The 23,742-nt window shown below is 45.0% G+C and carries 16 protein-coding genes and 2 pseudogenes; 13 read left to right on the forward strand and 5 right to left on the reverse strand.

The features are described from left to right. Positions 1–45: 45 nt before the first annotated feature. From tig to UNITIG_RS16275, 9 genes and pseudogenes are all read left to right on the forward strand, one after another. Positions 46–1,371 carry a trigger factor gene (gene tig, locus UNITIG_RS16235; protein ID WP_101759432.1) on the forward strand — a complete coding sequence of 442 codons (1,326 nt, stop codon included), beginning with the start codon at positions 46–48 and terminating at the stop codon, positions 1,369–1,371. 127 nt (positions 1,372–1,498) lie between these two features. Then, positions 1,499–2,142 (forward strand): annotated as a pseudogene (clpP, locus tag UNITIG_RS16240) (ATP-dependent Clp endopeptidase proteolytic subunit ClpP). Positions 2,143–2,265: 123 nt separating this feature from the next. After that, positions 2,266–3,567: an ATP-dependent Clp protease ATP-binding subunit ClpX gene (gene clpX, locus UNITIG_RS16245; protein WP_101759433.1), complete on the forward strand. Its 1,302-nt coding sequence runs from the start codon at positions 2,266–2,268 to the stop codon at positions 3,565–3,567. A gap of 511 nt (positions 3,568–4,078) precedes the next feature. Further along, a complete protein-coding gene (gene lon / locus UNITIG_RS16250; protein WP_101759434.1) occupies positions 4,079–6,505 on the forward strand; it encodes an endopeptidase La in 2,427 nt (808 codons plus the stop codon). Between the two features lie 160 nt (positions 6,506–6,665). After that, positions 6,666–6,938 carry an HU family DNA-binding protein gene (locus UNITIG_RS16255; protein ID WP_101759435.1) on the forward strand — a complete coding sequence of 91 codons (273 nt, stop codon included), beginning with the start codon at positions 6,666–6,668 and terminating at the stop codon, positions 6,936–6,938. Positions 6,939–7,072: 134 nt separating this feature from the next. Continuing rightward, positions 7,073–8,953, forward strand: coding sequence for a SurA N-terminal domain-containing protein (locus tag UNITIG_RS16260; RefSeq protein WP_101759436.1), 1,881 nt, complete (start codon positions 7,073–7,075; stop codon positions 8,951–8,953). A gap of 79 nt (positions 8,954–9,032) precedes the next feature. Then, positions 9,033–10,213: pseudogene (locus tag UNITIG_RS16265) on the forward strand (phosphoglycerate dehydrogenase). Between the two features lie 101 nt (positions 10,214–10,314). Further along, entirely contained in the window at positions 10,315–10,896 is a 582-nt protein-coding gene (locus tag UNITIG_RS16270) for a DUF4823 domain-containing protein (protein ID WP_101759437.1), read from the forward strand. Further along, positions 10,896–11,450, forward strand: coding sequence for a DUF1285 domain-containing protein (locus UNITIG_RS16275; RefSeq protein WP_101759438.1), 555 nt, complete (start codon positions 10,896–10,898; stop codon positions 11,448–11,450). Before UNITIG_RS16270 ends, UNITIG_RS16275 begins: the two co-directional genes overlap by 1 nt. Before the next feature lie 74 nt (positions 11,451–11,524). On the opposite strand, the gene UNITIG_RS16280 is transcribed toward UNITIG_RS16275, so the two are convergent. Continuing rightward, positions 11,525–13,165 carry an electron transfer flavoprotein-ubiquinone oxidoreductase gene (locus UNITIG_RS16280; protein ID WP_101759439.1) on the reverse strand — a complete coding sequence of 547 codons (1,641 nt, stop codon included), beginning with the start codon at positions 13,163–13,165 and terminating at the stop codon, positions 11,525–11,527. A gap of 367 nt (positions 13,166–13,532) precedes the next feature. On the opposite strand from UNITIG_RS16280, the gene UNITIG_RS16285 reads away from it, so the two are divergent. Both UNITIG_RS16285 and UNITIG_RS16290 read left to right on the forward strand, forming a co-directional pair. Beyond that, entirely contained in the window at positions 13,533–14,282 is a 750-nt protein-coding gene (locus UNITIG_RS16285) for an electron transfer flavoprotein subunit beta/FixA family protein (protein WP_101759440.1), read from the forward strand. Further along, positions 14,282–15,211, forward strand: a complete 930-nt coding sequence (locus UNITIG_RS16290; protein WP_101759441.1) for an electron transfer flavoprotein subunit alpha/FixB family protein — start codon at positions 14,282–14,284, stop codon at positions 15,209–15,211. Before UNITIG_RS16285 ends, UNITIG_RS16290 begins: the two co-directional genes overlap by 1 nt. A 74-nt stretch (positions 15,212–15,285) precedes the next feature. Here the strand turns inward: UNITIG_RS16290 and UNITIG_RS16295 are convergent, their stop codons facing one another. The 3 genes from UNITIG_RS16295 to UNITIG_RS16305 form a co-directional block, all read right to left on the reverse strand. Further along, positions 15,286–16,455, reverse strand: coding sequence for a cation:proton antiporter (locus UNITIG_RS16295; protein ID WP_101759442.1), 1,170 nt, complete (start codon positions 16,453–16,455; stop codon positions 15,286–15,288). A gap of 82 nt (positions 16,456–16,537) precedes the next feature. Further along, a complete protein-coding gene (locus tag UNITIG_RS16300; protein WP_101759443.1) occupies positions 16,538–17,020 on the reverse strand; it encodes a DUF934 domain-containing protein in 483 nt (160 codons plus the stop codon). Continuing rightward, a complete protein-coding gene (locus tag UNITIG_RS16305; RefSeq protein WP_101759444.1) occupies positions 17,010–18,668 on the reverse strand; it encodes a nitrite/sulfite reductase in 1,659 nt (552 codons plus the stop codon). The genes UNITIG_RS16300 and UNITIG_RS16305 overlap by 11 nt, the downstream gene beginning before the upstream one ends. A gap of 258 nt (positions 18,669–18,926) precedes the next feature. On the opposite strand from UNITIG_RS16305, the gene UNITIG_RS23645 reads away from it, so the two are divergent. Next, complete coding sequence (locus UNITIG_RS23645; protein ID WP_200821337.1) at positions 18,927–19,043, forward strand: methionine synthase; 117 nt, start codon at positions 18,927–18,929, stop codon at positions 19,041–19,043. 64 nt (positions 19,044–19,107) lie between these two features. Here UNITIG_RS23645 and metH read toward each other — a convergent pair whose 3' ends face one another. Then, positions 19,108–22,806 (reverse strand): methionine synthase, encoded by a 3,699-nt coding sequence (metH, locus tag UNITIG_RS16310; RefSeq protein WP_101759445.1) that lies wholly within the window; start codon positions 22,804–22,806, stop codon positions 19,108–19,110. A 274-nt stretch (positions 22,807–23,080) separates the two neighbouring features. Here metH and nfuA point away from each other — a divergent pair, with 274 nt between their 5' ends. Then, positions 23,081–23,695 carry a Fe-S biogenesis protein NfuA gene (nfuA, locus tag UNITIG_RS16315; protein WP_101759446.1) on the forward strand — a complete coding sequence of 205 codons (615 nt, stop codon included), beginning with the start codon at positions 23,081–23,083 and terminating at the stop codon, positions 23,693–23,695. The last annotated feature ends 47 nt before the right edge of the window (positions 23,696–23,742 follow it).

Raw genomic sequence — 23,742 nt, forward strand, 5'->3', positions numbered from 1 at the left:
GCGCAAAAATTACCTGAACGCATTTGGGGTTTAGAGGATTTTTCCATGCAAGTTTCAATTCAGACGACTTCAGGTCTTGAGCGTAAGTTAACAGTAGGTATTCCTGCTGACCGTGTTGATAATGAGGTCAATAATCGCTTGCAAAAAGCATCATCGACGGTTCGCCTGGATGGCTTTCGTCCAGGTAAAGTACCAATGAAAGTGATGAAGCAGCGCTTTGGTGCAGGAGTTCGTCAGGAGGTATTGCAGGAAGTGATGAACCAAAGCTTTAGTGAGGCCGTAGTACAGGAAAACCTTAAGCCAGCAGGTATGCCTAACATTGAACCCAAGAATCTGGAAGAGGGGCGCGACCTTGAATACGTCGCCACTTTTGAAGTATTCCCTGAGCTGGATTTGAAAGACTACAGTGCTATTACTATCGAAAAACCAGTTGCAGCTATTACTGACGCTGATATTGATAAGATGATTGCCACCTTGCGTGAGCAGCAATCAACATTGGACGCTGTTGAGCGTGCGGCTAAAAGCGGCGATACGGTAGACATTAATTTTGCCGGCACCAAAGATGGTGAGGCTTTTGACGGTGGTACTGCTGAAGGTTCCAGCCTGGTACTGGGTTCGGGTTCAATGATTCCCGGTTTTGAAGATGGCATTGTTGGGATGAGTGCAGGCGAAGAAAAAACCTTGTCTTTATCGTTTCCGGAAGATTATCACGCTGAAGAGTTGAAAGGTGCTGCTGTTGAATTTGTAGTGACTGTGAATTCAGTTTCCGAGAAAAAACTACCTGAATTGGATGACGCGTTTTTTGAGAAGTTCGGTGTTAAAGAAGGCGGTGAAGAGCAGTTCCGTAAAGATGTTACCCAGAATATGCAGCGTGAATTGGACAACGGCATTAAATCCAAAACCAAAAATCAAGTGATGGAAGGGTTGGTTGATATTCATAGCGATTTACAGTTACCTCAGGCGCTGGTTAAGCAAGAGATATCAGGCTTGAAGGGTCAAATGGTACAGCAGTTTGGCGGTGCCGCTGCTTCTCTGGATGTTGATTCACTGTTGCCCGATGATATGTTTATCGAGCAGGCTGAGCGTCGCGTTCGTCTGGGTTTGATTTTGAACGAATATATCAGCAAAGAGAGTATTTCTGCTGACCCGGAAAAGGTTAAAGAAACTATTGAAGGTTTTGCTTCAACCTATGAGGATCCTGAAGAAGTGGTAAATTATTACTACAGTAACCAGCAGCAGTTGCAGGAAATTCAGGCAATGGTGTTAGAGGATTCTGTAGTCGAAAAGCTTTTATCGATAGCAAAAGTTACTGAAAAGAAATGCAGCTACGACGAAGTTATGGCTCCTGAGGCATCAGCAGAAGAGGCCTAATTGTTCTGAATACTCTACAATTTAACACAAGCGGCTATACTATGTTGCCTAACACGGCAGCGTAGATAGCCGCTTGTTTGTTTAAGCGCTTAATAAATACACGATAACACCCGAGAGCGAATACACTATGTCCAGATTTGATCCTAATAGCATCAATCAGCAAGAAGTTACTAATTTAGGTTTGGTGCCTATGGTGGTTGAGCAAACTGCCAAGGGTGAGCGTTCCTATGATATTTACTCACGTCTATTAAAAGAGCGGGTAATCTTCATGGTTGGGCAAGTGGAAGATCATATGGCGAACCTTATCGTCGCGCAGATGTTATTCCTTGAATCCGAGAATCCTGATAAAGATATTCACCTGTATATCAACTCCCGGGTGGGTCCGTCACAGCTGGCCTATCGATTTATGACACTATGCAGTTCATCAAGCCGGATGTCAGTACTATGTGTATTGGTCAAGCTGCTAGCATGGGTGCCTTCCTTTTGTCTGGTGGCGCCAAGGGCAAGCGCTTTATGCTGCCTAATGCGCGAACCATGATCCATCAGCCTAGCGGCGGTGCTCAGGGTCAGGCAACTGATATCGATATTCAAGCGCGTGAAATCTTGATTATCCGGGAGCGTTTAAATCACTTGATGGCTGAGCATACCGGTAAAGACTATGAGACCATCGCCCGTGATACTGAGCGGGATAACTTCATGAACGCAGAAACATCCAAGGAATATGGCCTGGTTGATGAAGTATTGTCCAACCGTAAGTTAAGTAAAGATTAATCCTCCTTAATTATTCACCATGGTGGCCGAATATAGCTATAGGGGCTTGCAATATCAGCTAAAAGGCAGCATCTTTAGCAGTAAGAATGTGAAGATTGAGAGTGAGACGGGGTAGAGCGTTCAATGAGTAATAATACTAAAGACAGCGGTGATGATGGCGGCAAGCTGTTGTACTGTTCCTTTTGCGGAAAGAGTCAGCATGAAGTTCGGAAGTTAATTGCCGGTCCATCAGTCTTTATTTGTGATGAATGTGTCGATCTTTGTAACGATATTATTCGTGAAGAAGTTCAGGAATCCTCAGGTGAGGGCGGCCAGGATAAGCTACCAACACCAGTAGAGATCAAAGAGATCCTTGACGAGTATGTTATTGGTCAGCAGCGCGCTAAGAAAGTGTTGGCCGTTGCGGTATATAACCATTATAAGCGTTTACGTTACGGTGATCCGAAGAAGGATCAAGTTGAGTTGGGTAAGAGTAATATATTGCTGGTAGGCCCAACGGGTAGCGGTAAAACGTTACTTGCAGAAACCCTTGCTCGTTTATTGGACGTCCCTTTTACCATTGCTGATGCCACCACTTTAACTGAAGCAGGCTATGTGGGTGAGGATGTTGAAAATATTATCCAAAAGCTGTTGCAAAAATGTGATTACGATGTGGAGAAAGCCCAGAACGGCATTGTTTATATCGATGAAATTGACAAAATATCCCGTAAATCTGATAACCCCTCTATCACTCGTGATGTTTCCGGTGAAGGTGTTCAGCAAGCACTGTTGAAATTAATCGAGGGGACTGTTGCCTCAGTGCCGCCTCAGGGTGGGCGTAAGCATCCACAGCAGGAGTTCCTTCAAGTAGATACTGCCAATATTCTGTTTATTTGTGGTGGTGCGTTCGCTGGCCTTGATAAGGTTATCCGTGACCGTTCAGAAAAAGGCGGGATAGGGTTTAGTGCTGAAGTAAAAAGTAAAGATGATTCTAAAAATGTAGGTGAAGTGCTGGCCGTTGTAGAGCCAGAGGATTTGGTTCGTTACGGTTTAATTCCTGAGTTTGTAGGTCGTTTGCCCATTATTGCAACGCTTGAGGAATTGGATATCGATGCGCTTGTGAGTATTTTGACTGAGCCCAAGAATTCTTTGACCAAACAGTATGCTAAATTGTTTGAGATGGAGTCAGTGGAGGTTGATTTCCGTGAGGATGGTGTTAGGGCTATTGCTGAAAAGGCAATGGTGCGTAAGACCGGCGCACGTGGTTTGCGTTCGATATTAGAATCGGTGCTGCTTGAGACAATGTATAAAATCCCATCAGAAGATACCGTTTCCAAAGTGGTTATCGATGCATCTGTTATTAATGGTGATTCAGAGCCTTTGCTGGTCTATAAGACACCTGAACACGTTGATGAGCCGTTGAAGTCAGCCAGGCCGGAAGAGTAACTGGATTCAAAACGCCTGCCTGTGTTCGCTAGCTATAAACCCCGGTATTTTGCTGGGGTTTTTTGTTTTTTTGCCTGGTTATATTGACCAAGAAGTCATTTTATTTCGGCTAATTTTCTCTATTGGTCGCATGGAGCATTTCGAACATGACTCCTGTTAAGCGCGAACATTAGGCGGTACTTATAACTTCTAAGTAATAGGGTATTGATAGCAAGTCTAAAGCCGGGAATTCATTCCCGGCTTTTTTTATTTATGGCCTTCGTGCAAAATATTGGAATGGTTGATGGTTTAATGAGGCTTTGAGCTCATTTAAGCAGGTGTGTATAAATAATGATCATTATTTATAACGTTATAAAATATTAACGAGCAACCTTGTAATCTTTAGTTATTGCCCCAATTTCTTTATTCAGAGATTATAGGTTTTGGCTTAATCGCTATATGCGCCTATTATTAATCAATGTATTGAATTTCCGGTGCTACATTTGGCCGACAGACCCTCAAGGTGAGCTATATGGGTGACAACCTGAAAACCATCGAATTACCACTATTGCCATTGCGTGATGTAGTGGTTTATCCACATATGGTCATTCCATTATTCGTCGGCCGCGAGCGCTCTATTGATGCGCTGGAAGAGGCGATGGCTAACGATAAGCAAATTTTGCTGGTGGCGCAGAAGAACGCCTCTATAGATGATCCGGGTAAAGATGATATTTACCGGGTTGGTACGGTGTCTACCGTGCTGCAATTATTGAAACTGCCTGATGGCACGGTGAAAGTACTGGTTGAAGGCGGTTATCGCGCTAAGGTCGAAGATGTCGTCGAAACGGATACCTTCTACTCTGCAATTACCGTTAAGGACGAGCCGGAGCCGTTAGCTGCAACAGAGGGTGAGGCACTGGTTCAATCGACCATGACGCAGTTTGATAAATACGTCAATTTGAGTAAGAAAGTCCCTTCTGAAGTATTGAATTCGCTATCAGGTATCGATGAGCCGGGTCGGTTGGCAGATACCATAGCCGCTCATATGTCATTGGAGCTTGAGCAAAAGCAGGCCATTCTGGAAGTAGCTGATGTCCATGAACGCATTGAGCATTTGATGGGCTTGATGGAGGCAGAAATTGACTTGTTTCAGGTTGAAAAGCGCATCCGTGGTCGCGTTAAAAAACAGATGGAAAAAAGTCAGCGCGAGTATTATCTGAACGAACAAATGAAGGCCATCCAAAAAGAATTGGGTGATATGGACGAGGCGCCGAATGAGCTTGAAGCCCTTGCTAGTAAAATTCAGGAAAGTGGCATGAGTAAGGAAGCGACTGAAAAAGCCAATGCTGAATTGCATAAATTAAAAATGATGTCGCCTATGTCAGCAGAAGCTTCGGTGGTACGCAGCTACATAGACTGGATGGTGACTGTACCCTGGAAAAAACGTTCCAAGGTCAAGCATGACTTAAAGCGTGCTGAGCAAATTTTAGAAGCTGATCACTTCGGCTTGAAAGAAGTCAAAGAGCGTATCCTTGAATACTTGGCGGTACAAAAACGGGTCCGCAAAATTAAAGGTCCGGTTCTATGTCTAGTCGGCCCTCCTGGGGTGGGTAAAACCTCATTAGGGGAGTCGATCGCACGCTCTACTAATCGTGAATTTATCCGTATGGCTTTGGGTGGGGTGAGAGATGAGGCCGAAATTCGTGGTCATCGTCGTACCTATATTGGCTCTATGCCAGGCAAAATTGTTCAGAAATTGGCCAAGGTCGGTGTAAAAAACCCACTGTTTTTATTAGATGAGATTGACAAGATGGGCATGGATCACCGTGGCGATCCTGCATCGGCATTATTGGAAGTTCTGGATCCAGAGCAAAATAACAATTTCAATGATCACTATCTTGAGGTTGATTACGATTTATCCGATGTAATGTTTATTTGTACCTCCAACTCGATGAATATTCCGGCACCGCTACTGGATCGAATGGAAGTTATTCGTATTCCCGGTTACACCGAGGATGAAAAAGTTAATATCGCTACCCGCTACTTAAGACCTAAAGCGATGAAGAATAGTGGCTTGAAAGAGTCTGAGTTAGATATTACCGAAGACGCGATTCGTGACTTGGTACGCTACTACACCCGAGAGGCCGGCGTGCGTAACCTGGAGCGTGAAGTCGCCAAGTTGTGCCGTAAGGTGGTTAAAGAGTTTTCTCTCAAGGAAAAAGAGTCTCCGATCACTATTACGCCGGAATTACTGGAGCATTATAGTGGTGTGCGTAAATTTAACTACGGTAAGGCTGAGGAAAAGAACCAAATTGGTCAGGTGACCGGTTTGGCATGGACTCAGGTCGGTGGAGAGCTGTTAACTATTGAGGCCGTCTCCGTTGCAGGTAAAGGCCTACAAGTTAAAACAGGGTCATTGGGCGATGTGATGCTGGAGTCAATTCAGGCCGCTACCACTGTTGTTCGCAGTCGTTCACAGTTATTGGGTATAAAGGCTAAATACTTTGATGAGCATGATTTGCATATACATGTGCCTGAAGGTGCTACCCCCAAAGATGGTCCAAGTGCGGGTATTGGCATGTGTACTGCCTTGGTCTCCGTGTTAACGGGCATACCGGTTAAGTCAGATGTGGCGATGACAGGTGAGATTACACTTCGTGGACAAGTGTTGCCGATAGGGGGGCTCAAGGAAAAGTTATTAGCGGCCCATCGCGGTGGTATCAAAACCGTTATTATCCCTGATGAGAACAGTCGTGATCTAAAAGAAATTCCTGATAATATTAAGGCAGATCTGGATATTAAGCCGGTTAAGTGGATCGATGAAGTTCTGGAGATTGCTTTGGAGGCGATGCCAAAACCGATTAGTGATGATGAGTTTCTGAGCAAGTCGGATGACAATTCGCCAGCAATAAAAGAAAAACCTAAAAAGAGTGGTAAATCTCGCATAAGTGCCCATTAAATAAGGCTTTCAGCTTGACCGCTATGGACGCAATTGGTATAAATTGCGTCCTGCTTTAAGCGGTGCCAAATTGTTAGTGATAATAAATAGGGCGAATAAATTCAACGGTGCCTAATCAGACCTCGGTTAGCACCATCAGTAATTTTCTAAGGGGATAAGTGTGAATAAATCTGAATTGATCGAAGCTATTGCAGCTTCTGCTGACTTACCAAAAGCTGCTGCCGGACGTGCTTTAGATGCCATGGTTGACTCTATTACCGGTGCTTTAAAGGAAAATGATCAAGTGGTTTTAGTGGGTTTTGGTACTTTTTCAGTTAAAGATCGCGCTGCACGTACTGGCCGTAATCCACAAACTGGCGCTGAAATTCAAATTAAAGCGGCTAAAGTACCTGGTTTTAAAGCCGGTAAGGCGTTAAAAGACGCTGTTAACTAATTGTATTTTGTTAGCTCTGCATTGCCTGCAGGGCTGGTAAAACAACAATAATATGTAAAGATTTCAAGTTATCTAAAAGGCGCATCAATTTGATGCGTTTTTTTTGTTAAGGATTATATCCGCCGGGAGCCCCGATGCTGCAAAACATACGTGATAATACCCAAGGCCTCATTGCCAAGTTTATTATTGGTCTGATTATTATTCCTTTTGCCTTGTTTGGTATTGATAGCCTTGTTGGCGGTGGAGGGCCCGCTAAAGTTGCTACCGTCAATGGTGAGGATATTACCGCAGCAGAGCTTCAGCAGGCAGTTAATGTAGAGCGTCGTAGATTACTCAATTTAATGGGTGAGCAGGTTGAACCAGAGCTGCTGGATGAAGCGCGTTTACGCGCCCCGGCTCTGGAGCGCTTGATTCAACAACGGTTGTTATTACAGATTGCTAAAGCTGAAGATATTGGCGTATCAGCGGTGGCGGTTGATCAAAATATTATCAATATGCAGCAGTTTCAACTGGACGGACAATTTTCTCCGCAGATGTACGAGAACGTGCTGCGTAGCAATGGCTATACCACGGCCTACTTCAAGCGGTTGATGGCTGACGAGATGTTGACCAGCCAAATGAATGCGGGGGTTGCCGGTTCTGATTTTGTTACTGCGAAAGAAATGGAAGCGGTCGCTCATATTGTCGCTGAGACACGCAGTTTCCGTTATTTGACACTGCCAAAAGATAAAGTCGCAGCTCAGGTCAATGTAACGGATGAGGACGTACAGCAATATTACGATGATAACCTCGATAGTTTTATGTCTGAAGCCATGGTTAAACTCGATTATATTGAGGTTAAACAACAGGATTTTTTCAAGCCCGTTTCGCCTGAAGATCTGGATGAGGCTTACGCGCTAGAGTTGGCTGCATTTCAGGCGAGTGAAGAGCGACGTGCTTCGCATATTTTGGTGGAAATTACCGATGATCGTGATGACGCCTCCGCTTTAAAGCGGATCGAAGACGTAGCAGCAAAGTTATCTGCTGGTGAAGAGTTCGCCGAGCTGGCGAAAGCTTTTTCAGATGACATAGGCTCTGCCGAAAGTGGCGGTGACTTGGGCTACACCGCCGGTGAAACTTTCCCTTCGGAGTTTGAAGATGCTTTATTCGATCTCGGTTTGAATCAAGTTTCAGATATTATTAAAACCGACTCTGGTTATCACTTAATAAAAGCGACTGAAATTAATCAAGGTGAGCAACCGTCAATCGATGAGCTTAAACCGGTATTAACCCAACGCTTACAGTTAGCGGCAGCTGAAAAAGAATTTGTCACCGCTGTAGAAGACTTAAGAGATATAGTTTTTAATTCCGAGGGTTTGGCTTCGCCAGCAAAAGAATTAGGCTTAACACTTTCCAAGTCTGATTTGTTTAGTCGTCGTACTGCGACAGGTAGTTTGGCTGGTCGACAAGTGTTAGCTGCAGCATTCAGTGATGATGTGCTAAAGGAAGGTAATAATAGCCCGGTGATTGAACTGGCAGCTGATCATTTTATCGTGGTAAATGTTACTGAGAGTCAGCCTCCTAAAGTTAAAGCCTTGGCTGAAGTTAAAGATGAAATCGTTTCACAATTAGCAATGCAACAAGCGATTGAATTATCAGAGGCTCAGGCTGCTCAACTGATCGCGAAGCTCGAAACAGGTCAGGCGATGGATGTATTAGCCCAAGAGATGGGTTATGAATGGCAAGTGCAGCAAGGTCTTCGTCGTAGCTCGTCTAAAGTGAACCGTGAAATATTAGCAGCAGTTTTTACGATGCCCTTAGCTAACGATGATGAATTTAGCCATAAAACCGTTAGCTTGGCTAATGGTGATGTAGTAGTGGTGCAGCTGGAAAAAGTTAAAGATGGAGATTTGCAAATGCTTTCTGCAGCAGAACAGGCTGGATTAAAAAACGAACTGCAGCGTAATTTGGTCGGCTCAAGTATTAGTAATATGGTCAGCTCACTGCGTAAAAGTGCCGAAATAGATATTTTGTGATTGGTTTGAGTCTAGTTGTTTGGGTGAGTTTTAAGTAGTCATTAACAATAATCCAGTTACTTTGTTTTAGGAGTTCTTTGTGTATAAAGTTTTAACGTTAAATCAGATTTCAGTAAAGGGCCTGGATAAGCTGCCCCGTGATAATTATGAAATTGCTAGTGAGTTTACTAAGCCCGATGCGATTTTAGTTCGTAGCCATAAGCTGAAACCTGAAGATATTTCCGCATCAATTTTAGCGATCGCTAGAGCGGGTGCTGGCGTTAATAACATACCGGTTACACATTGTACGGAGCGCGGTATTCCTGTTTTTAATACTCCTGGCGCTAACGCTAATGCGGTAAAGGAGTTGATTGTCTCAGCGTTGACCTTGGGTTCACGTGGTATCCTTGAAGGCATTAGTTATGTCAATACGCTTAACGAAATGACTGATGCTGCCGAAATGAGTCAGTTGCTGGAAAAAGAAAAGAAACGTTTTAAAGGCAATGAGTTGGCTGGTAAAACTCTGGGTGTTATCGGCTTGGGAGCAATTGGTTCCATGGTTGCTGATACTGCACTTGGATTGGGCATGAATGTGGCGGGCTATGACCCGGCACTTTCTGTAGATGCTGCTTGGCGTTTATCGAGCGAGGTACAAAAGGTCGATAATATTACTTCGCTGGTTTCTCGTTCAGACTTTATTACTTTGCATTTGCCAGTGCTGGATTCAACCCGCAATTTGGTTAACAGTGAGCTGTTATCTCACTTAAAACCTGGGGCCGTCCTGTTGAACTTCGCCCGTGAAGAAATTGTAGATACTACAGCAGTGGTTAACGCCTTGGAGTCAAATCAGTTAGCTAAGTATATTGCTGATTTTCCAACTCCCAACCTGATCGGAGTAGCCGGTGCGGTATTAATGCCTCATATCGGAGCTAGTACTGATGAGGCCGAAGAAAATTGTGCTGTTATGGCGGCGACCCAGCTAAAAGATTTTTTAGAACACGGTAATATTAAAAACTCAGTCAATTTCCCCCATTACAGCTTGATCGTACTCCCGGTTGTAAAAGTGTGCGCTTATCTATCAGTAATCGGAATGTGCCGAAGATTTTGGGTCATATTCTATCAATTTTGGCTGACGAAAATATCAATGTTATCGACATGTTAAACAAAAGCCGTGATGAAGTTGCTTATAACCTTATCGATCTTGAGTCAGCACCACCTGAAAGCGTTATTCAAAAAATGCGTGAGATTACAGGTGTGGTGAATGTTCGTTTGATTGGCTAGGCTGATAGAGTATTGCGTAAGTGTTTAAAGGATTCCAGAGGAATCCTTTTTTGTTTCTGCTATATTGTTTGTTAACAGTGTTTACTAAAGGGTCACTTGAGATGAAATTTAAACATTTGAGTGTGCTGCTGACCGTTTTGTCAACGATGTTCCTATCTGCTTGTCAGCCTGATTTTGTAAAAAGTGAAACCAGTCAAATGGCTGGCAGTCTTGGTGTTATTAACAGCTTTAGTATTAGTCGCTGGAATACTCGTCGGCTAGAGCCAAGTGCAAGCTTCCTGATAGTCAGTGATAAAATTGATACGGTTGATGCCGTGGCGCTAAGTAATGTTGTTGCACAGAATATGTCCCCATACTTTGCCAGTGTTAGCGGTGGCTATGTTAAAGAGTCTCTGGCCGCCGCTAGAACTTTAGCTGTAAATAAGGGCAGCCATTTTCTTGTATATTTGGAAATAGTGGATAGCCAGTCTATAGTCGAAGATGATCAAGCCCAGTCCGATAGCGCTTACAATAAACTGCATTTAACGATGACCCTACTGGATGTTGTGAATGGCAACACGCTTGATAAAATTACACTTACGGCAAAGAGTTCATGGGTGTTGTTACTGGGTGATGATATGCAGGACTTGCTGGCAAAGCCTGTTACAAAAATTGCACAGGATCTAGCAGGGGTTGCACGCTAATGGCTGGTTCCTCGACAAGCTTGAGCGCTATTGAAATTGCCTTGCATGACCAGCCGGACAAACCACCGCTGCATCTATGGCACCCGGAGCTCAGTGGCGATATTGATATCCGGATAGCGGCCAACGGCGATTGGTTTCATTTAGGTGGAAAAATAGAGCGTTTGCCGCTGGTTAAGTTGTTTTCTACCATTTTGCGTCGTGAAGGGGATGGAGAATACTATTTAGTAACGCCACTAGAAAAGTGGCGGATTCAGGTCGAGCAAACAGCTTTATTGATAATTGACATGGATGTATTAGATAAGGGTTTGTCTAACCAACGTGTTGTTGTTACGTCTAATGTCGGCGAAAAATATATGTTGGGTGAACACTATTTATTGCAGGTCACCACAGCTGAAACGTCGAACGAGCCATTCCCGGTGGTTACGCTAGACAATGGACTAACAGCCAGAGTAAGTCGGGCTGTATTTTACCGTATGGTTGATTGTGCCACTGAGCGAGAGGGAGGGCATGGGTTGTTAAGCGGTTGTCATTGGTTTCAGTTAGAGGGTAACTAGCACCAGTGCCTATAGACATTAAACGTTACAGATAAAATAATGGGCGGTTAAACCGCCCATTATTTTTTTAGCTATTACATGTTTGGGTAATTGGGGCCGCCCAAGCCCTCAGGGGTTACCCAAACGATATTCTGACTAGGGTCTTTGATGTCACAGGTTTTACAGTGGACACAGTTTTGACCATTAATCTGAAAGCGCTTATCGCCATTGCTCTCTTCGACAATTTCATAAACGCCAGCAGGACAATAGCGCTGCGCGGGTTCGTCGTACATAGGCAAATTGTGCTGCAATGGAATATCCGCATCTTTTAGCGTTAAGTGACATGGCTGATCTTCTTCATGATTGGTATTGGATAAAAATACTGAAGAAAGTTTATCAAAGCTTATCACGCCATCAGGCTTAGGATATGAGATCTTCGGCATCTGGGCTGCGGGTTTTAAGCACTCATGATCTGGTTTTGTGTCACGCAACGTAATCGGTAATTTACCTTGCAGAATACCTTGATCAATAAATGCCAATGCCGCGCCGATCATACCGCCAAACTTGTGCAGCAACGGGCCGAAGTTGCGCCATTTTTGTAGTTCTTCATGCAACCATGAAGCTTTAAAGCGTTGCGCGTAATCAACCAGATCGCGGGTAGTAGCTGTGGCATCAGCAGTTAGCGCAGCATGTAAAGTATCACCAGCTATAATCCCGGATTTCATTGCCGTGTGGCTGCCTTTGATTCTGGCGAAATTAAGTGTCCCGGCATCATCCCCGATCAACAGGCCGCCTGGGAAGCTCATTTTGGGCCGTGATTGAGGACCACCTTTTATCAATGCTCTGGCGCCGTAGGCAATACGGGTACCGCCTTCGAGGTAATGTTTGATTTTTTCATGATGTTTCCATTGCTGGAATTCATCAAAAGGAGAGACGTGCGGATTGTCATAGCTTAAGGGTACTACATAGCCAATAGCAATTTGATTGTTGTCGGAATGATATAGATAACTGCCAGAGGCAGTGCCTTTAGAGGCGGGCCAGCCGGTGGTATGGATCACTAAGCCTTCGCTGTGTTTGGCCGGGTCAATCTCCCATATCTCCTTAAAGCCAATGCCATAGTGTTGTGGGTCACAGCCTTCGTCCAGTTTAAACTTTTCAATCAGCTGCTTACCAAGATGGCCTCTGCAGCCTTCGGCAAATACCGTATACTTGGCGTGCAATTCCATACCCTGCATATAGGCATCTTTATGGCTGCCATCTGCGGATACGCCCATATCACCGGTGGCGATACCTTTAACGCTGCCGTCTTCATGATAGAGCACTTCGGCGGCGGCAAACCCCGGATAGATTTCAACACCCATCGATTCTGCTTGTTCGGCGAGCCAGCGGCAGATATTCGCCAGGCTAACGACATAGTTGCCATCGTTGTGGAAGCCAGGGGCAAACATCAATGGCACACTAATAGCGCTGGATTGATTTTGCATCAACATGACTTGGTCTTTGGATACAGGGACGTTTAAAGGCGCACCTCGCTCTTTCCAGTCGGGAAATAACTCGGCCATGGCCTTGGGATCCATAACCGCCCCTGAAAGAATATGAGCACCCACTTCGGCGCCTTTTTCTACCACACAGACGGTGATGTCTTCACTGAGCTGTCGAATTCGGCATGCCGTTGATAGTCCAGCAGGGCCAGCACCGACGATAACGACGTCGAACTCCATAGATTCACGTTCCACAATTCATTCCTCATTTTAGTGAATACAATGACGCCAGCGATAGTTTGTATTTATGCTGGGCGCGAAAGGCCGCAAGTATATAAGTTCATTAACAAAATGGCCAACCTCATAGGAAGTTGGCGAGTAAAAATTGAGGATTTTACTGATGCATTTCAAATTCGCTAAAAATGCTGCTCAAAGCCGCTAAAAATGGCTTTTTATGTTAGCTGCGATGACATAAAAAGGTATTGACCTTACTTCGGATTAGCGTCAACATACGCGCGTTTTTTCGCAGGCTAAGAGCGGAGGTTTGTTCTAATGATAGGTCTTTTATCTATGAACCTTGCTTCTGTTAGCCAAATCCACTGAACTTGAAACGGAGAATCTTATGAAGGTTCTTGTTGCTGTTAAGCGTGTAGCTGATGCCAACGTAAAGGTTCGCCCTAAGTCTGATGGCTCGGGTGCTGACCTCAATAACGTCAAAATGGCGATTAACCCATTCTGTGAAATTGCAGTTGAAGAGGCGGTTCGCTTGAAAGAAGCGGGCATAGCGACTGAAATTATTGCAGTTTCTATGGGCACTAAATCCTGTCAGGAACAAATTCGTACGGCTTTGGCACTGGGTGCCGATCGCGGTATTCAGGTAGAAACTGATGCTGAGTTACAGCCATTGGCTGTGGCCAAATTGTTGAAGGCAATTGTCGATAAAGAGCAGCCAGAATTAATCATTCTGGGTAAGCAATCTATCGATGGTGATAACAATCAGACTGGTCAAATGTTGGCTGCTTTGGCTGGCTTCCCTCAGGGTACATTTGCTTCGGAAGTAGTCGTTGCTGACGGTAAGGTTAACGTTACTCGTGAGATTGATGGCGGCTTACAAACGGTGGCATTAACGTTACCAGCTGTAGTCACTACTGATTTACGTTTGAACGAGCCGCGTTATGCGTCTTTGCCGAATATTATGAAGGCTAAGAAAAAGCCATTGGATGTGATGACCCCTGAAGAGTTAGGTGTTGATGCCGCTCCCCGGATTAAGTCAGTAAAAGTTGAGCCACCTGCTGAGCGCGCTGCTGGTATTAAAGTCGCGTCAGTAGCTGAATTGGTCGAAAAACTGAAAAATGAGGCGAAGGTGATCTAATGAGTATTTTAATTCTTGCTGAACACGATAATGTCTCGATTAAAGGGGCTACTTTAAGCACGGTTGCTTGCGCCAATGCTATTGGTGGTGATGTGGTTGTGCTGGTTGCTGGTAGTGATTGTGCCGCTGCTGGAACTGCTGCTGCAGCGATTGCCGGGGTCAGTAAAGTGCTGGTAGCTGATAACGCTGCTTATGCTAATCAACTGGCTGAAAATGTCAGTTTGTTAGTTGCTGAGCTGGGTAAAGATTACAGTCATATTTTGGCTGCGGCGACCACGACGGGTAAAAATATTTTGCCTCGTGCGGCTGCTTTGCTGGACGTTGCTCAAATTTCTGAAATTATTGCAGTTGAAAGTGCTGATACGTTTAAGCGTCCTATTTACGCAGGTAACGTTATTGAAACTGTACAGACTGCTGATGCCATCAAAGTTATCACTGTACGTACTACTGCCTTTGATGCGGTCGCTGCTGAAGGTGGTTCTGCTGCAGTAGAAACGGTTGCTAGTGCGCACGATGCAGCGCTTTCATCTTTCGTTGGAGAAGAAGTTGCTGTTAGTGATCGCCCTGAGCTGACCTCTGCTGGAGTCATCATCTCTGGTGGTCGCGGTATGCAGAATGGTGAAAACTTTGCCATGCTGGAGCGCGTTGCCGATAAATTGGGTGCCGCTGTTGGTGCATCACGTGCTGCAGTTGACGCTGGATTTGTACCTAACGATATGCAAGTAGGTCAGACCGGTAAGATCGTTGCTCCAGACTTGTATATCGCTGTAGGTATTTCAGGAGCTATCCAGCACTTGGCGGGTATGAAAGACTCTAAAGTTATAGTTGCAATCAATAAGGACGAAGATGCTCCAATCTTCCAGGTTGCCGATTATGGCTTGGTGGCTGACTTGTTTGATGCCGTACCTGAGTTAGAAAACGCGTTATAATTACGCGCTTCCTCAATAAAAAAACCCAGCTAATAGCTGGGTTTTTTTATTGCTTATATTTATCGTTTTAGGTATCAATCCCTGCGCAATTTATCCGAGACTGCAATGGGGGTCATGCAATTAAAAATAACAATATAAGATGAAATGATAAAAGTAATGATCGCAGTGGCTTGAATCAAGTGCGAGGCTTCTGTGCCAATCAGTGAAGTGCCAGCCGCTACATAGGCGATCAACAGTGAAAACTCGCTAATTTGGCCTAGCCGGAAGCCTATATCCCAGGCCAATAGTTTTCTTTCACTTACATTGCGCAGCAAGCCGTAATACGTGATGGGTTTAATGAGTAGAATTAATACTGCCAGCACCGCTGCAGGCACTAATATATCTGCTAATAAAGTCAAATCAAAACGCGCGCCCAGTGAAAAGAAAAATAATACTAAAAAGAAGTCCCGTAAAGGTTTTAAATTGACCGCAATATATTGTGATATGGGGCTGGTAGCTAAAGATATGCCAGCGATAAATGCGCCAATCTCGGCCGATAAGCCAACTGCATGTGCCGCCTCAGCCAAGCCGAGGCACCAGCCAATTGCCAGCAGAAATATATATTCATGAAAACGATCAAATTTTTGAATGAGATTAAGTAATATATATTTTACAAATAGCACAGCAAAAGCGATAAACAAAGGCAGCGCAATAATGGTTTTGCCCAGGATCATTAAATCGAACTCACCTACATCGCCGCTTAATAAAATAAGCAGTACAAAAATAGCGATTACATCCTGAATTAATAACAGGCCAATCATCATTTCACCCATATGCCGATGATGCAGTACGGTAGTGGGTAATAATTTGATCCCTATAATGGTGCTGGAAAACATCATTGCCGCACCAATTACCATCGCTTCAGCATGAATAAAGCCAAACAGCCAGGCGACGGCATAACCAATTGCTGCAAACACAACAGAACTAATAATGGCAACCCAGGAAGCTTTTTTAAGGGTGCTGAGTAATGCTTGCGGCTGCATGTCTAGCCCTAGCAAGAACAGTAAGAAGATAATACCGAATTGAGCAATGTCGGATAACAGTTGCAAATCGGTAACGTAGGCTAGCCCATAAGGGCCAATTAGGGCGCCTAAAATAATATAAGCAATGAGCATAGGTTGGCGGGTATAGAGTGCTACCGAGGCTAATACGGCAGCACCGGAAAAGATCAGGAAAAAAGCAAATGTAATGCTGCTGGTATCCATAGGGTTTTAAGTACAAAAGTGTGTTGGCAATCAGTTTACGTTAAAGCAAAAAAAAGGCCACTATCAAGTGGCCTTTAATGTATTAGCGTCTTCGAAATAGTGGTTCGGGTTGGTCGATTGCAGCTTGATAGCTGTTGGAAAAGTCTGTAAAGCTACTTAGCGCTGCATCCAAATCCGTATTGCTTACAGCGAAACTGTTAAAGCCACAGCGTTTTAAAAAGTACAGCTGATCGCGAATAATACCACCAATTGCTCTTAGTTCACCGCAGTAGTGGTGTGTTTCGCGAAGTTCTCGACCATAGGAAAAACCACGACCATCAGCGAAAGCAGGGAAGTTAATCGCGATCAACTGAAACTGCTCGAGACTGCTGGCGATAAGTTTGGGGGATTCATCACTGTCTAACCAGATCCCCAGTTGTTCGCGGCCAGCAAGTTGGTCTTTATGGGTGTTCCACAGCGCTAGCGGAATAATAACAGCACCAGCTGGAATCTCTGTGGCATCTGCAGCAAGTAATTGCCACTGGTCATCAATAACAGCGCCGTCTTTAATGATTTTATTTGGCATAAACTTTCTCCTTAAATGGGTCAAGGCCGATACGGCGGTAGGTATCGAGAAAGGTTTCTTCTTCGGTCCGTTGCTCTACATAGAGGTTAAGAATCGTTTCTATGACGTTCGGAACATCTTCTTGTGAAAAAGACGGGCCAAGAATCTTGGCAATTGAGGCGTCACGATCCTGGCTGCCACCTAAACAAATCTGATAGAACTCCTGGCCTTTTTTATCCACACCTAAAATACCTATGTGACCAATATGGTGGTGACCACAGGCATTCATGCAGCCAGAAATATTCAGATCGATTTCGCCGAGATCGTAAAGGTAATCCTGGTCATCAAACTTGCGTTGTATGGCTTCTGCTATTGGAATGGATTTGGCGTTAGCCAATGCACAGAAATCACCGCCAGGGCAGCAAATCATATCGGTAAGATAGTTAATATTGGCTGTGGCCAAGCCATTAGCTTGAGCCTGTTGCCATAAGGCAAATAATTGATCTTTGCGTACATGTGCCAGAATTAAATTCTGCTGGTGGCTGGCTCGGATTTCACCAAATGAAAATTGATCGGCCATATCGGCAATGGCTTCCATTTGGGCATCGGAAACGTCGCCTGGGGCATAGCCGGTAGACTTAAGTGATAAGGTCGCAATGCTATAACCGGGTGCTTGGTGTTCGGTGGTATTGCGCTTTAACCAGTTACCGAAGATAGGGTTTTGTTCAGCTTGCTTTTGCAGTGCCTGGTTGGCTGCTGCTTCATCTATCTCGGCGTAATCCGGTGAATGGAAGAACGATTGGGCATAGCTGAACTCTTCGTCAGTCAATGTAGATGGCCCATCTTTGAGTACAGCCCATTCCTGCTCTACGGCTTCACGAAAGGCCTCTATGCCCATTGCCCGAACCAGGATTTTGATTCTTGCTTTATATTTGTTATCGCGGCGCCCTTGCTGGTTGTATACGCGTAATATTGCGTCGAGGTAAGTGATCAGGTGCTGCTTGGGTAAAAAGTCGATAATCTCGGTACCAATCACTGGGGTACGGCCCAAACCGCCACCGACTAGAATTTTGAATCCAGTTTCGCCAGCGGCATTGTGCACCACTTCTACACCAATATCGTGCATGTGAATGGCTGCCCGATCGGCGGCTGATGCACAGACTGCAATTTTAAATTTACGTGGTAAGAAAGCGAATTCAGGGTGGAAAGTTGACCACTGGCGAATGATTTCGCAATAGGGGCGGGGATCTTCTATTTCATCCGCGGCAGCGCCGGCAAATTGGTCAGTGGTAGTGTTACGTATACAGTTACCGCTGGTTTGAATGGCGTGCATCTGTACCGTGGCAAGTTCCGCCAGTATCTCAGGTACTTCTTCTAATTGAGGCCAGTTTAGCTGCAGATTTTGGCGAGTAGAGAAATGACCATAGCCTTTATCGAAATTTCGGCTAATCTCGGCGAATTTACGCATTTGGGTGCTATTGAAAGTACCGTAAGGAATAGCGATACGTAACATCGGCGCGAGCCGCTGCACATAGAGTCCGTTTTGGAGTCGCAGAGGCAGGAATTGCTCATCGGTGATGTCACCGGCTAAATATCGCTCGGTTTGATCGCGGTACTGCTGAACCCGTTCATCGACCATACGCTGGTCGTATTCATTGTATATATACATGGTAATCGCTGATGCTGTTGAAAATGACGCGCAATGATACTAAAAAAGTCTCCGCTGGGCGAGCTAACTATCTATAATCTAACGGTTTATCCTAATAATGCTTATTCTCTTTACCGATATAGAGAGTCGCTGTTTTGTTGTTTGCTGCTTTTGATTTGTTGCTATGCTGCTATAATGCCGCCAGCAAAAATGGCGCTGGAACTGACTCCGTTAGTTCCCATAGAAAATATCTTATCCAGATGAAATGAGGAATCTAGTATGTCTGAGCAACAATCGAATCTAAATGATGGCATCAACGATGCTATTGCCGCTACAGCCATTATTGCCCTGGTGGTTGTTACTGTCACATATTGGCTGAGCGGTATGCCAAGCTAGCTAAAAGTCAGGCATAAAAAAACGGCGAAGTAGTTAAGCTACTTCGCCGTTTTTTTATGCCTTGTTACGCTTCATAATCCAGCACTGGTGAGAGCCAGCGTTCGAGTTCGGCCTGCGGCATGCCTTTACGCTCTGCTAAACTTGCAACCTGATCCTTACCAATTTTACCGGTGGCAAAGTAGCGTGAATCCGCATGCGAATAGTAAAATCCGCTTACCGCTGCTGTTGGCGTCATTGCAAAGTGTTCAGTGAGGCTTACGCCAATTTGCTGTTCAGCATCTAATAACTTGAATAATGTCGCTTTTTCAGTGTGGTCCGGACAAGCGGGATAACCAGGAGCAGGGCGGATACCATGGTAACGTTCCTTGATTAGCTCCTCGTTGCTTAGCGCTTCGTTTTCAGCATAAGCCCAAAACTCTTTGCGCACGCGCAAGTGCATGTGTTCAGCAAACGATTCCGCTAAGCGGTCAGCCAGGGCTTTAACCATGATGGCATTATAGTCATCGCCTTTATCCTGATATTCTTTTGCCAGTTCATCGACGCCAAACCCTGCAGATACTACAAAGCCCCCAATGTAATCTTTTGTTGCATTGGTTTTCGGTGCAATAAAATCAGCCAAGCTACTATTGGTTTTGCCGTTGGGCTTCTCAGTTTGTTGGCGAATGTGATGAAGTGTTGTCAGTACAGTGTCGCGACTCTCATCGCTATAGAGTTCAATGTCATCATGATTAACTTGTGCTGCTGGCCAGAAACCAATAACGGCTTTTGCCTGGATTAACTTATTATCGATTAAGTGCCTTAGCATTTTTTGTGCATCGTCAAAAAGATTACGCGCTGCTTCGCCCACCTTTTCATCGTCTAGTATCTTTGGATATTTTCCAGCCAAATTCCAGCTAATAAAGAACGGTGTCCAATCCATAGTCTCCAGTAATAAATTCAGGTCGTAGTCATCAAATACTTTGGTGCCCTGAAAACCAGGTGTTGGTGGTTGGTAGTCAGTCCAGTCAATTTTGGTCGCATTAGCGATTGCTCGCTGGTAACTGAGTTTATTGGCTTTGGGCTTCCGGTTGGCGTTACGCTCTCGGATAACTGCGTATTCATCACTGCGCTCCTGTAAGAAGGCAGTCCGTTGATCTTTGTTAATGAGCATGCTGGCAACTGAAACGCTGCGTGACGCATCCGCTACGTAAACTGCACCTGAGTTTTGATATTGCGGATCAATTTTTACCGCAGTGTGGGCTTTGGATGTGGTGGCACCACCAATCATTAATGGCAGGTCCATGCCTTGACGTTGCATTTCTTTTGCGACATAAACCATTTCATCAAGTGACGGGGTAATTAAACCGCTGAGACCGATGAGGTCGGCATTTTCTTCTCTGGCAGCTTTGAGAATATTGTCACAGGATACCATTACACCAAGATCAACAATTTCAAAATTGTTGCACTGCAAGACAACGCCCACTATATTTTTTCCGATATCGTGAACATCACCTTTTACGGTGGCCATGATGATTTTACCATTACTGCTGGCTTTGCCATCCTTTGCGGCTTCGATAAATGGCGTGATGTAAGCCACGGATTGTTTCATTACCCGTGCACTTTTAACAACTTGCGGTAAAAACATTTTACCTTCACCGAATAAATCGCCAACTACATTCATGCCATCCATTAATGGCCCTTCGATAACATCAATCGGGCGGGCGGCTATTTGTCTGGCGGCTTCGGTATCTTCATCTATAAACGCGGTAATTCCTTTTACCAGTGCGTATTCCAGGCGCTTATTAACCGGGAGATCACGCCATTCAAGATTTTCTTCCTCGCGAACGGTGCCTGCTTCTGCATATTTGGGCGCCAATTCTAATAATTGTTCTGTGCTGTCTTCGCGGCGGTTTAGAATGACGTCTTCCACCGCGTCACGCAATTCAGTGGGGATGTCAGCATAAATAGCGAGTTGTCCAGCATTCACTATGCCCATCGATAAGCCCGCTTTGATGGCGTGGTAGAGAAATACGGCATGAATTGCTTCCCTTACCGGGTTATTACCACGGAATGAAAACGAGACATTACTGATACCGCCAGAAATTTTGGCGTGGGGAAGTTCGCGGCGAATATATTCACAGCTTTTAATAAAATCCACGGCGTAGTTGTTGTGCTCATCAATACCGGTTGCCACAGCAAAAACGTTTGGGTCAAAAATAATATCTTGTGGCGGGAAGCCCACTTGCTCAACCAGAATGTCATAGGAGCGTTTGCAGATTTCATTCTTACGCGTTTCAGTATCAGCCTGGCCATCTTCATCAAACGCCATCACAATAACTGCGGCGCCATAGCGCAGGCACAGTTTAGCTCGTTCGATAAATTCTTTTTCGCCTTCTTTCAAGCTAATAGAATTGACGATGGCTTTGCCTTGTATGCATTTGAGGCCCGCTTCTATGATGTCCCATTTTGATGAATCGATCATAATGGGTACACGGCAGATATCTGGTTCTGAGGCAATTAAATGTAAAAACCGAACCATAGCGGCCTGCGAATCCAGCATGCCTTCATCCATGTTGATATCAATGATTTGTGCGCCGCTTTCTACCTGTTGCAAGGCGACTTCGAGCGCAGTGTCATAATCCTCATCCAGGATTAAACGTTTAAATTTTGCTGACCCGGTAATGTTGGTTCTTTCACCTACGTTGACGAAGAGTGAGTCTTCGTCGATGACAAAAGGTTCTAAACCGCTGATTCTGGTAGCGGGTTTAATGTCGGGAATAGCGCGTGGAGGGTGCTTGGCTACAGCATCAGCAATAGCTTGTATGTGTTCAGGTGTAGTGCCACAGCAACCGCCGACAATGTTGAGAAAGCCGCTGGCGGCAAACTCTTCGACGATCGCAGCCATTTCTTCTGCTGTTTCGTCATATTCGCCAAATTCATTCGGCAAGCCTGCATTAGGGTGCGCGCTGACGCGGACGTCAGCAATGGTCGCCAGCGTTTGCACATACTGACGTAGTTCTTTGGCTCCCAGTGCGCAGTTGAGTCCGATCGATAAAGGTTTGGCGTGCGCAACTGAATACCAGAAAGCCTCGGTAGTTTGGCCTGATAAGGTCCGGCCGCTGGCATCGGTAATGGTGCCCGAAATCATAACAGGCAGGGTGATGCCCAGTTTTTCGAAAACCCCTTGTACAGCGAAAATCGCAGCTTTAGCATTCAGGGTATCAAAAATAGTTTCAATCAGGATGATGTCCGCGCCACCTTCAATCAAGCCCTCAGTAGCTTCTGAATAATCGTGCACTAGTTGATCAAAAGTGATGTTGCGAAAGCCTGGGTCGTTCACGTCAGGCGATAATGTCGCGGTGCGGCTAGTCGGACCGACGACGCCTGCAACAAATCGAGGTCGATCGGGGGTTTTAGCCGTCATCGCATCGGCAGCTTTACGTGCAACTTGAGCGCCGGCAACGTTCAGTTCACGGGCCAGTGACTGCATATCGTAATCACTTTGCGATACCTGAGTGGCGTTAAAGGTGTTGGTTTCCAGAATATCAGCGCCAGCCGCTAAATATGCGGTATGAATCTCTTCAATTATCTGCGGTTGAGTCAGGCTGAGCAGGTCATTATTACCTTTGATGTCCATGTGATAGTCTGAAAATCGTTCGCCGCGGTAATCGGCTTCTTCCAATTGGTAACTTTGAATCAAACTACCCATGGCGCCGTCTAATACTAGAATGCGCTGGTCTAGAGCGTTGAATAGTGTTTCTAAGCGCTGTTTTCTATCGTTCATGGTCTCGTTACTTTGGTTAAAAGCCCTTAGAAAATAAGGGCTTAATTAATGTTGTTTAGAGTAAATATTACTAATTACAGCTTCTCTATAGAGTCCCGAAAGCAGTATAATGGCAGCGGAATTATTCCTTGGTATATCTGCTTGGGATTAAGATTGGCGCATAATAAACTATATTGAAATATTTTGATATAGATTGCTGGTTGAATTTTTTGGCCAGTAAAGATTTAGTCATAATAGACGGATCAGTCCACAACATTAAGGGTTTACCGCAGCAATGTCAGAAGCAGTTGAACAGCAAAACACAGAGTTAAAATTAACCATAACGGAATCCGCTCAGGATTACCTCGCGGAGCTATTGGCAGGTCAAGAGGGTGATGTGCTTGGTATTCGCATGTTTGTGAATGCCCCTGGCACGCCAAAGGCTGAAACCTGTATTGCTTACTGCCGTGAGGATGATTGCGAAGCTGAAGACGTACTGGTCAAGTATGAAAAGTTTAACGCCCGGTTTGAGCAGCGCAGTGTGCCTTTTTTGGAAGATGCTTTTGTTGATTACGCCAAGGATCGAATGGGTGGTCAGCTCACCATTAAGGCACCTAATGCAAAATTACCCAGAGTTAATGCGGATAGTCCGATTGAAGATCGCATTAATTATGTTTTATACAATGAAGTGAATCCCTCTTTAGCTTCTCATGGCGGAGAAGTGTCCCTGATTGAGGTTACTAAAGACAGTGTCGCTATTCTTAAGTTCGGTGGCGGTTGTCAGGGGTGCGGAATGGTTGAAGCCACTTTGCGTGACGGGGTGGAAAAATCCTTGCTTGAACAGGTCCCTGAGCTAACTGCGGTTCGCGATATGACTGATCATACCGATCGCTCACAGGCCTATATCTAGGCCTGTTTTTGGTGCAGGTTGCACGTAAAATTCTCCTGCAAAAATGC

Origin of the sequence: Oceanicoccus sp. KOV_DT_Chl (genome assembly GCF_900120175.1) — a bacterium.
Classification (GTDB): domain Bacteria; phylum Pseudomonadota; class Gammaproteobacteria; order Pseudomonadales; family Dasaniaceae; genus Oceanicoccus.

Coding starts and splice junctions, on each gene's coding strand:
- tig (WP_101759432.1), top strand. CDS start 46: ATGCAAGTTTCAATTCAGACGACTTCAGGTCTTGAGCGTAAGTTAACA.
- clpX (WP_101759433.1), top strand. CDS start 2,266: ATGAGTAATAATACTAAAGACAGCGGTGATGATGGCGGCAAGCTGTTG.
- lon (WP_101759434.1), top strand. CDS start 4,079: ATGGGTGACAACCTGAAAACCATCGAATTACCACTATTGCCATTGCGT.
- UNITIG_RS16260 (WP_101759436.1), top strand. CDS start 7,073: ATGCTGCAAAACATACGTGATAATACCCAAGGCCTCATTGCCAAGTTT.
- UNITIG_RS16270 (WP_101759437.1), top strand. CDS start 10,315: ATGAAATTTAAACATTTGAGTGTGCTGCTGACCGTTTTGTCAACGATG.
- UNITIG_RS16275 (WP_101759438.1), top strand. CDS start 10,896: ATGGCTGGTTCCTCGACAAGCTTGAGCGCTATTGAAATTGCCTTGCAT.
- UNITIG_RS16285 (WP_101759440.1), top strand. CDS start 13,533: ATGAAGGTTCTTGTTGCTGTTAAGCGTGTAGCTGATGCCAACGTAAAG.
- UNITIG_RS16290 (WP_101759441.1), top strand. CDS start 14,282: ATGAGTATTTTAATTCTTGCTGAACACGATAATGTCTCGATTAAAGGG.
- UNITIG_RS16295 (WP_101759442.1), bottom strand. CDS start 16,455: ATGGATACCAGCAGCATTACATTTGCTTTTTTCCTGATCTTTTCCGGT.
- UNITIG_RS16300 (WP_101759443.1), bottom strand. CDS start 17,020: ATGCCAAATAAAATCATTAAAGACGGCGCTGTTATTGATGACCAGTGG.
- UNITIG_RS16305 (WP_101759444.1), bottom strand. CDS start 18,668: ATGTATATATACAATGAATACGACCAGCGTATGGTCGATGAACGGGTT.
- UNITIG_RS23645 (WP_200821337.1), top strand. CDS start 18,927: ATGTCTGAGCAACAATCGAATCTAAATGATGGCATCAACGATGCTATT.
- metH (WP_101759445.1), bottom strand. CDS start 22,806: ATGAACGATAGAAAACAGCGCTTAGAAACACTATTCAACGCTCTAGAC.
- nfuA (WP_101759446.1), top strand. CDS start 23,081: ATGTCAGAAGCAGTTGAACAGCAAAACACAGAGTTAAAATTAACCATA.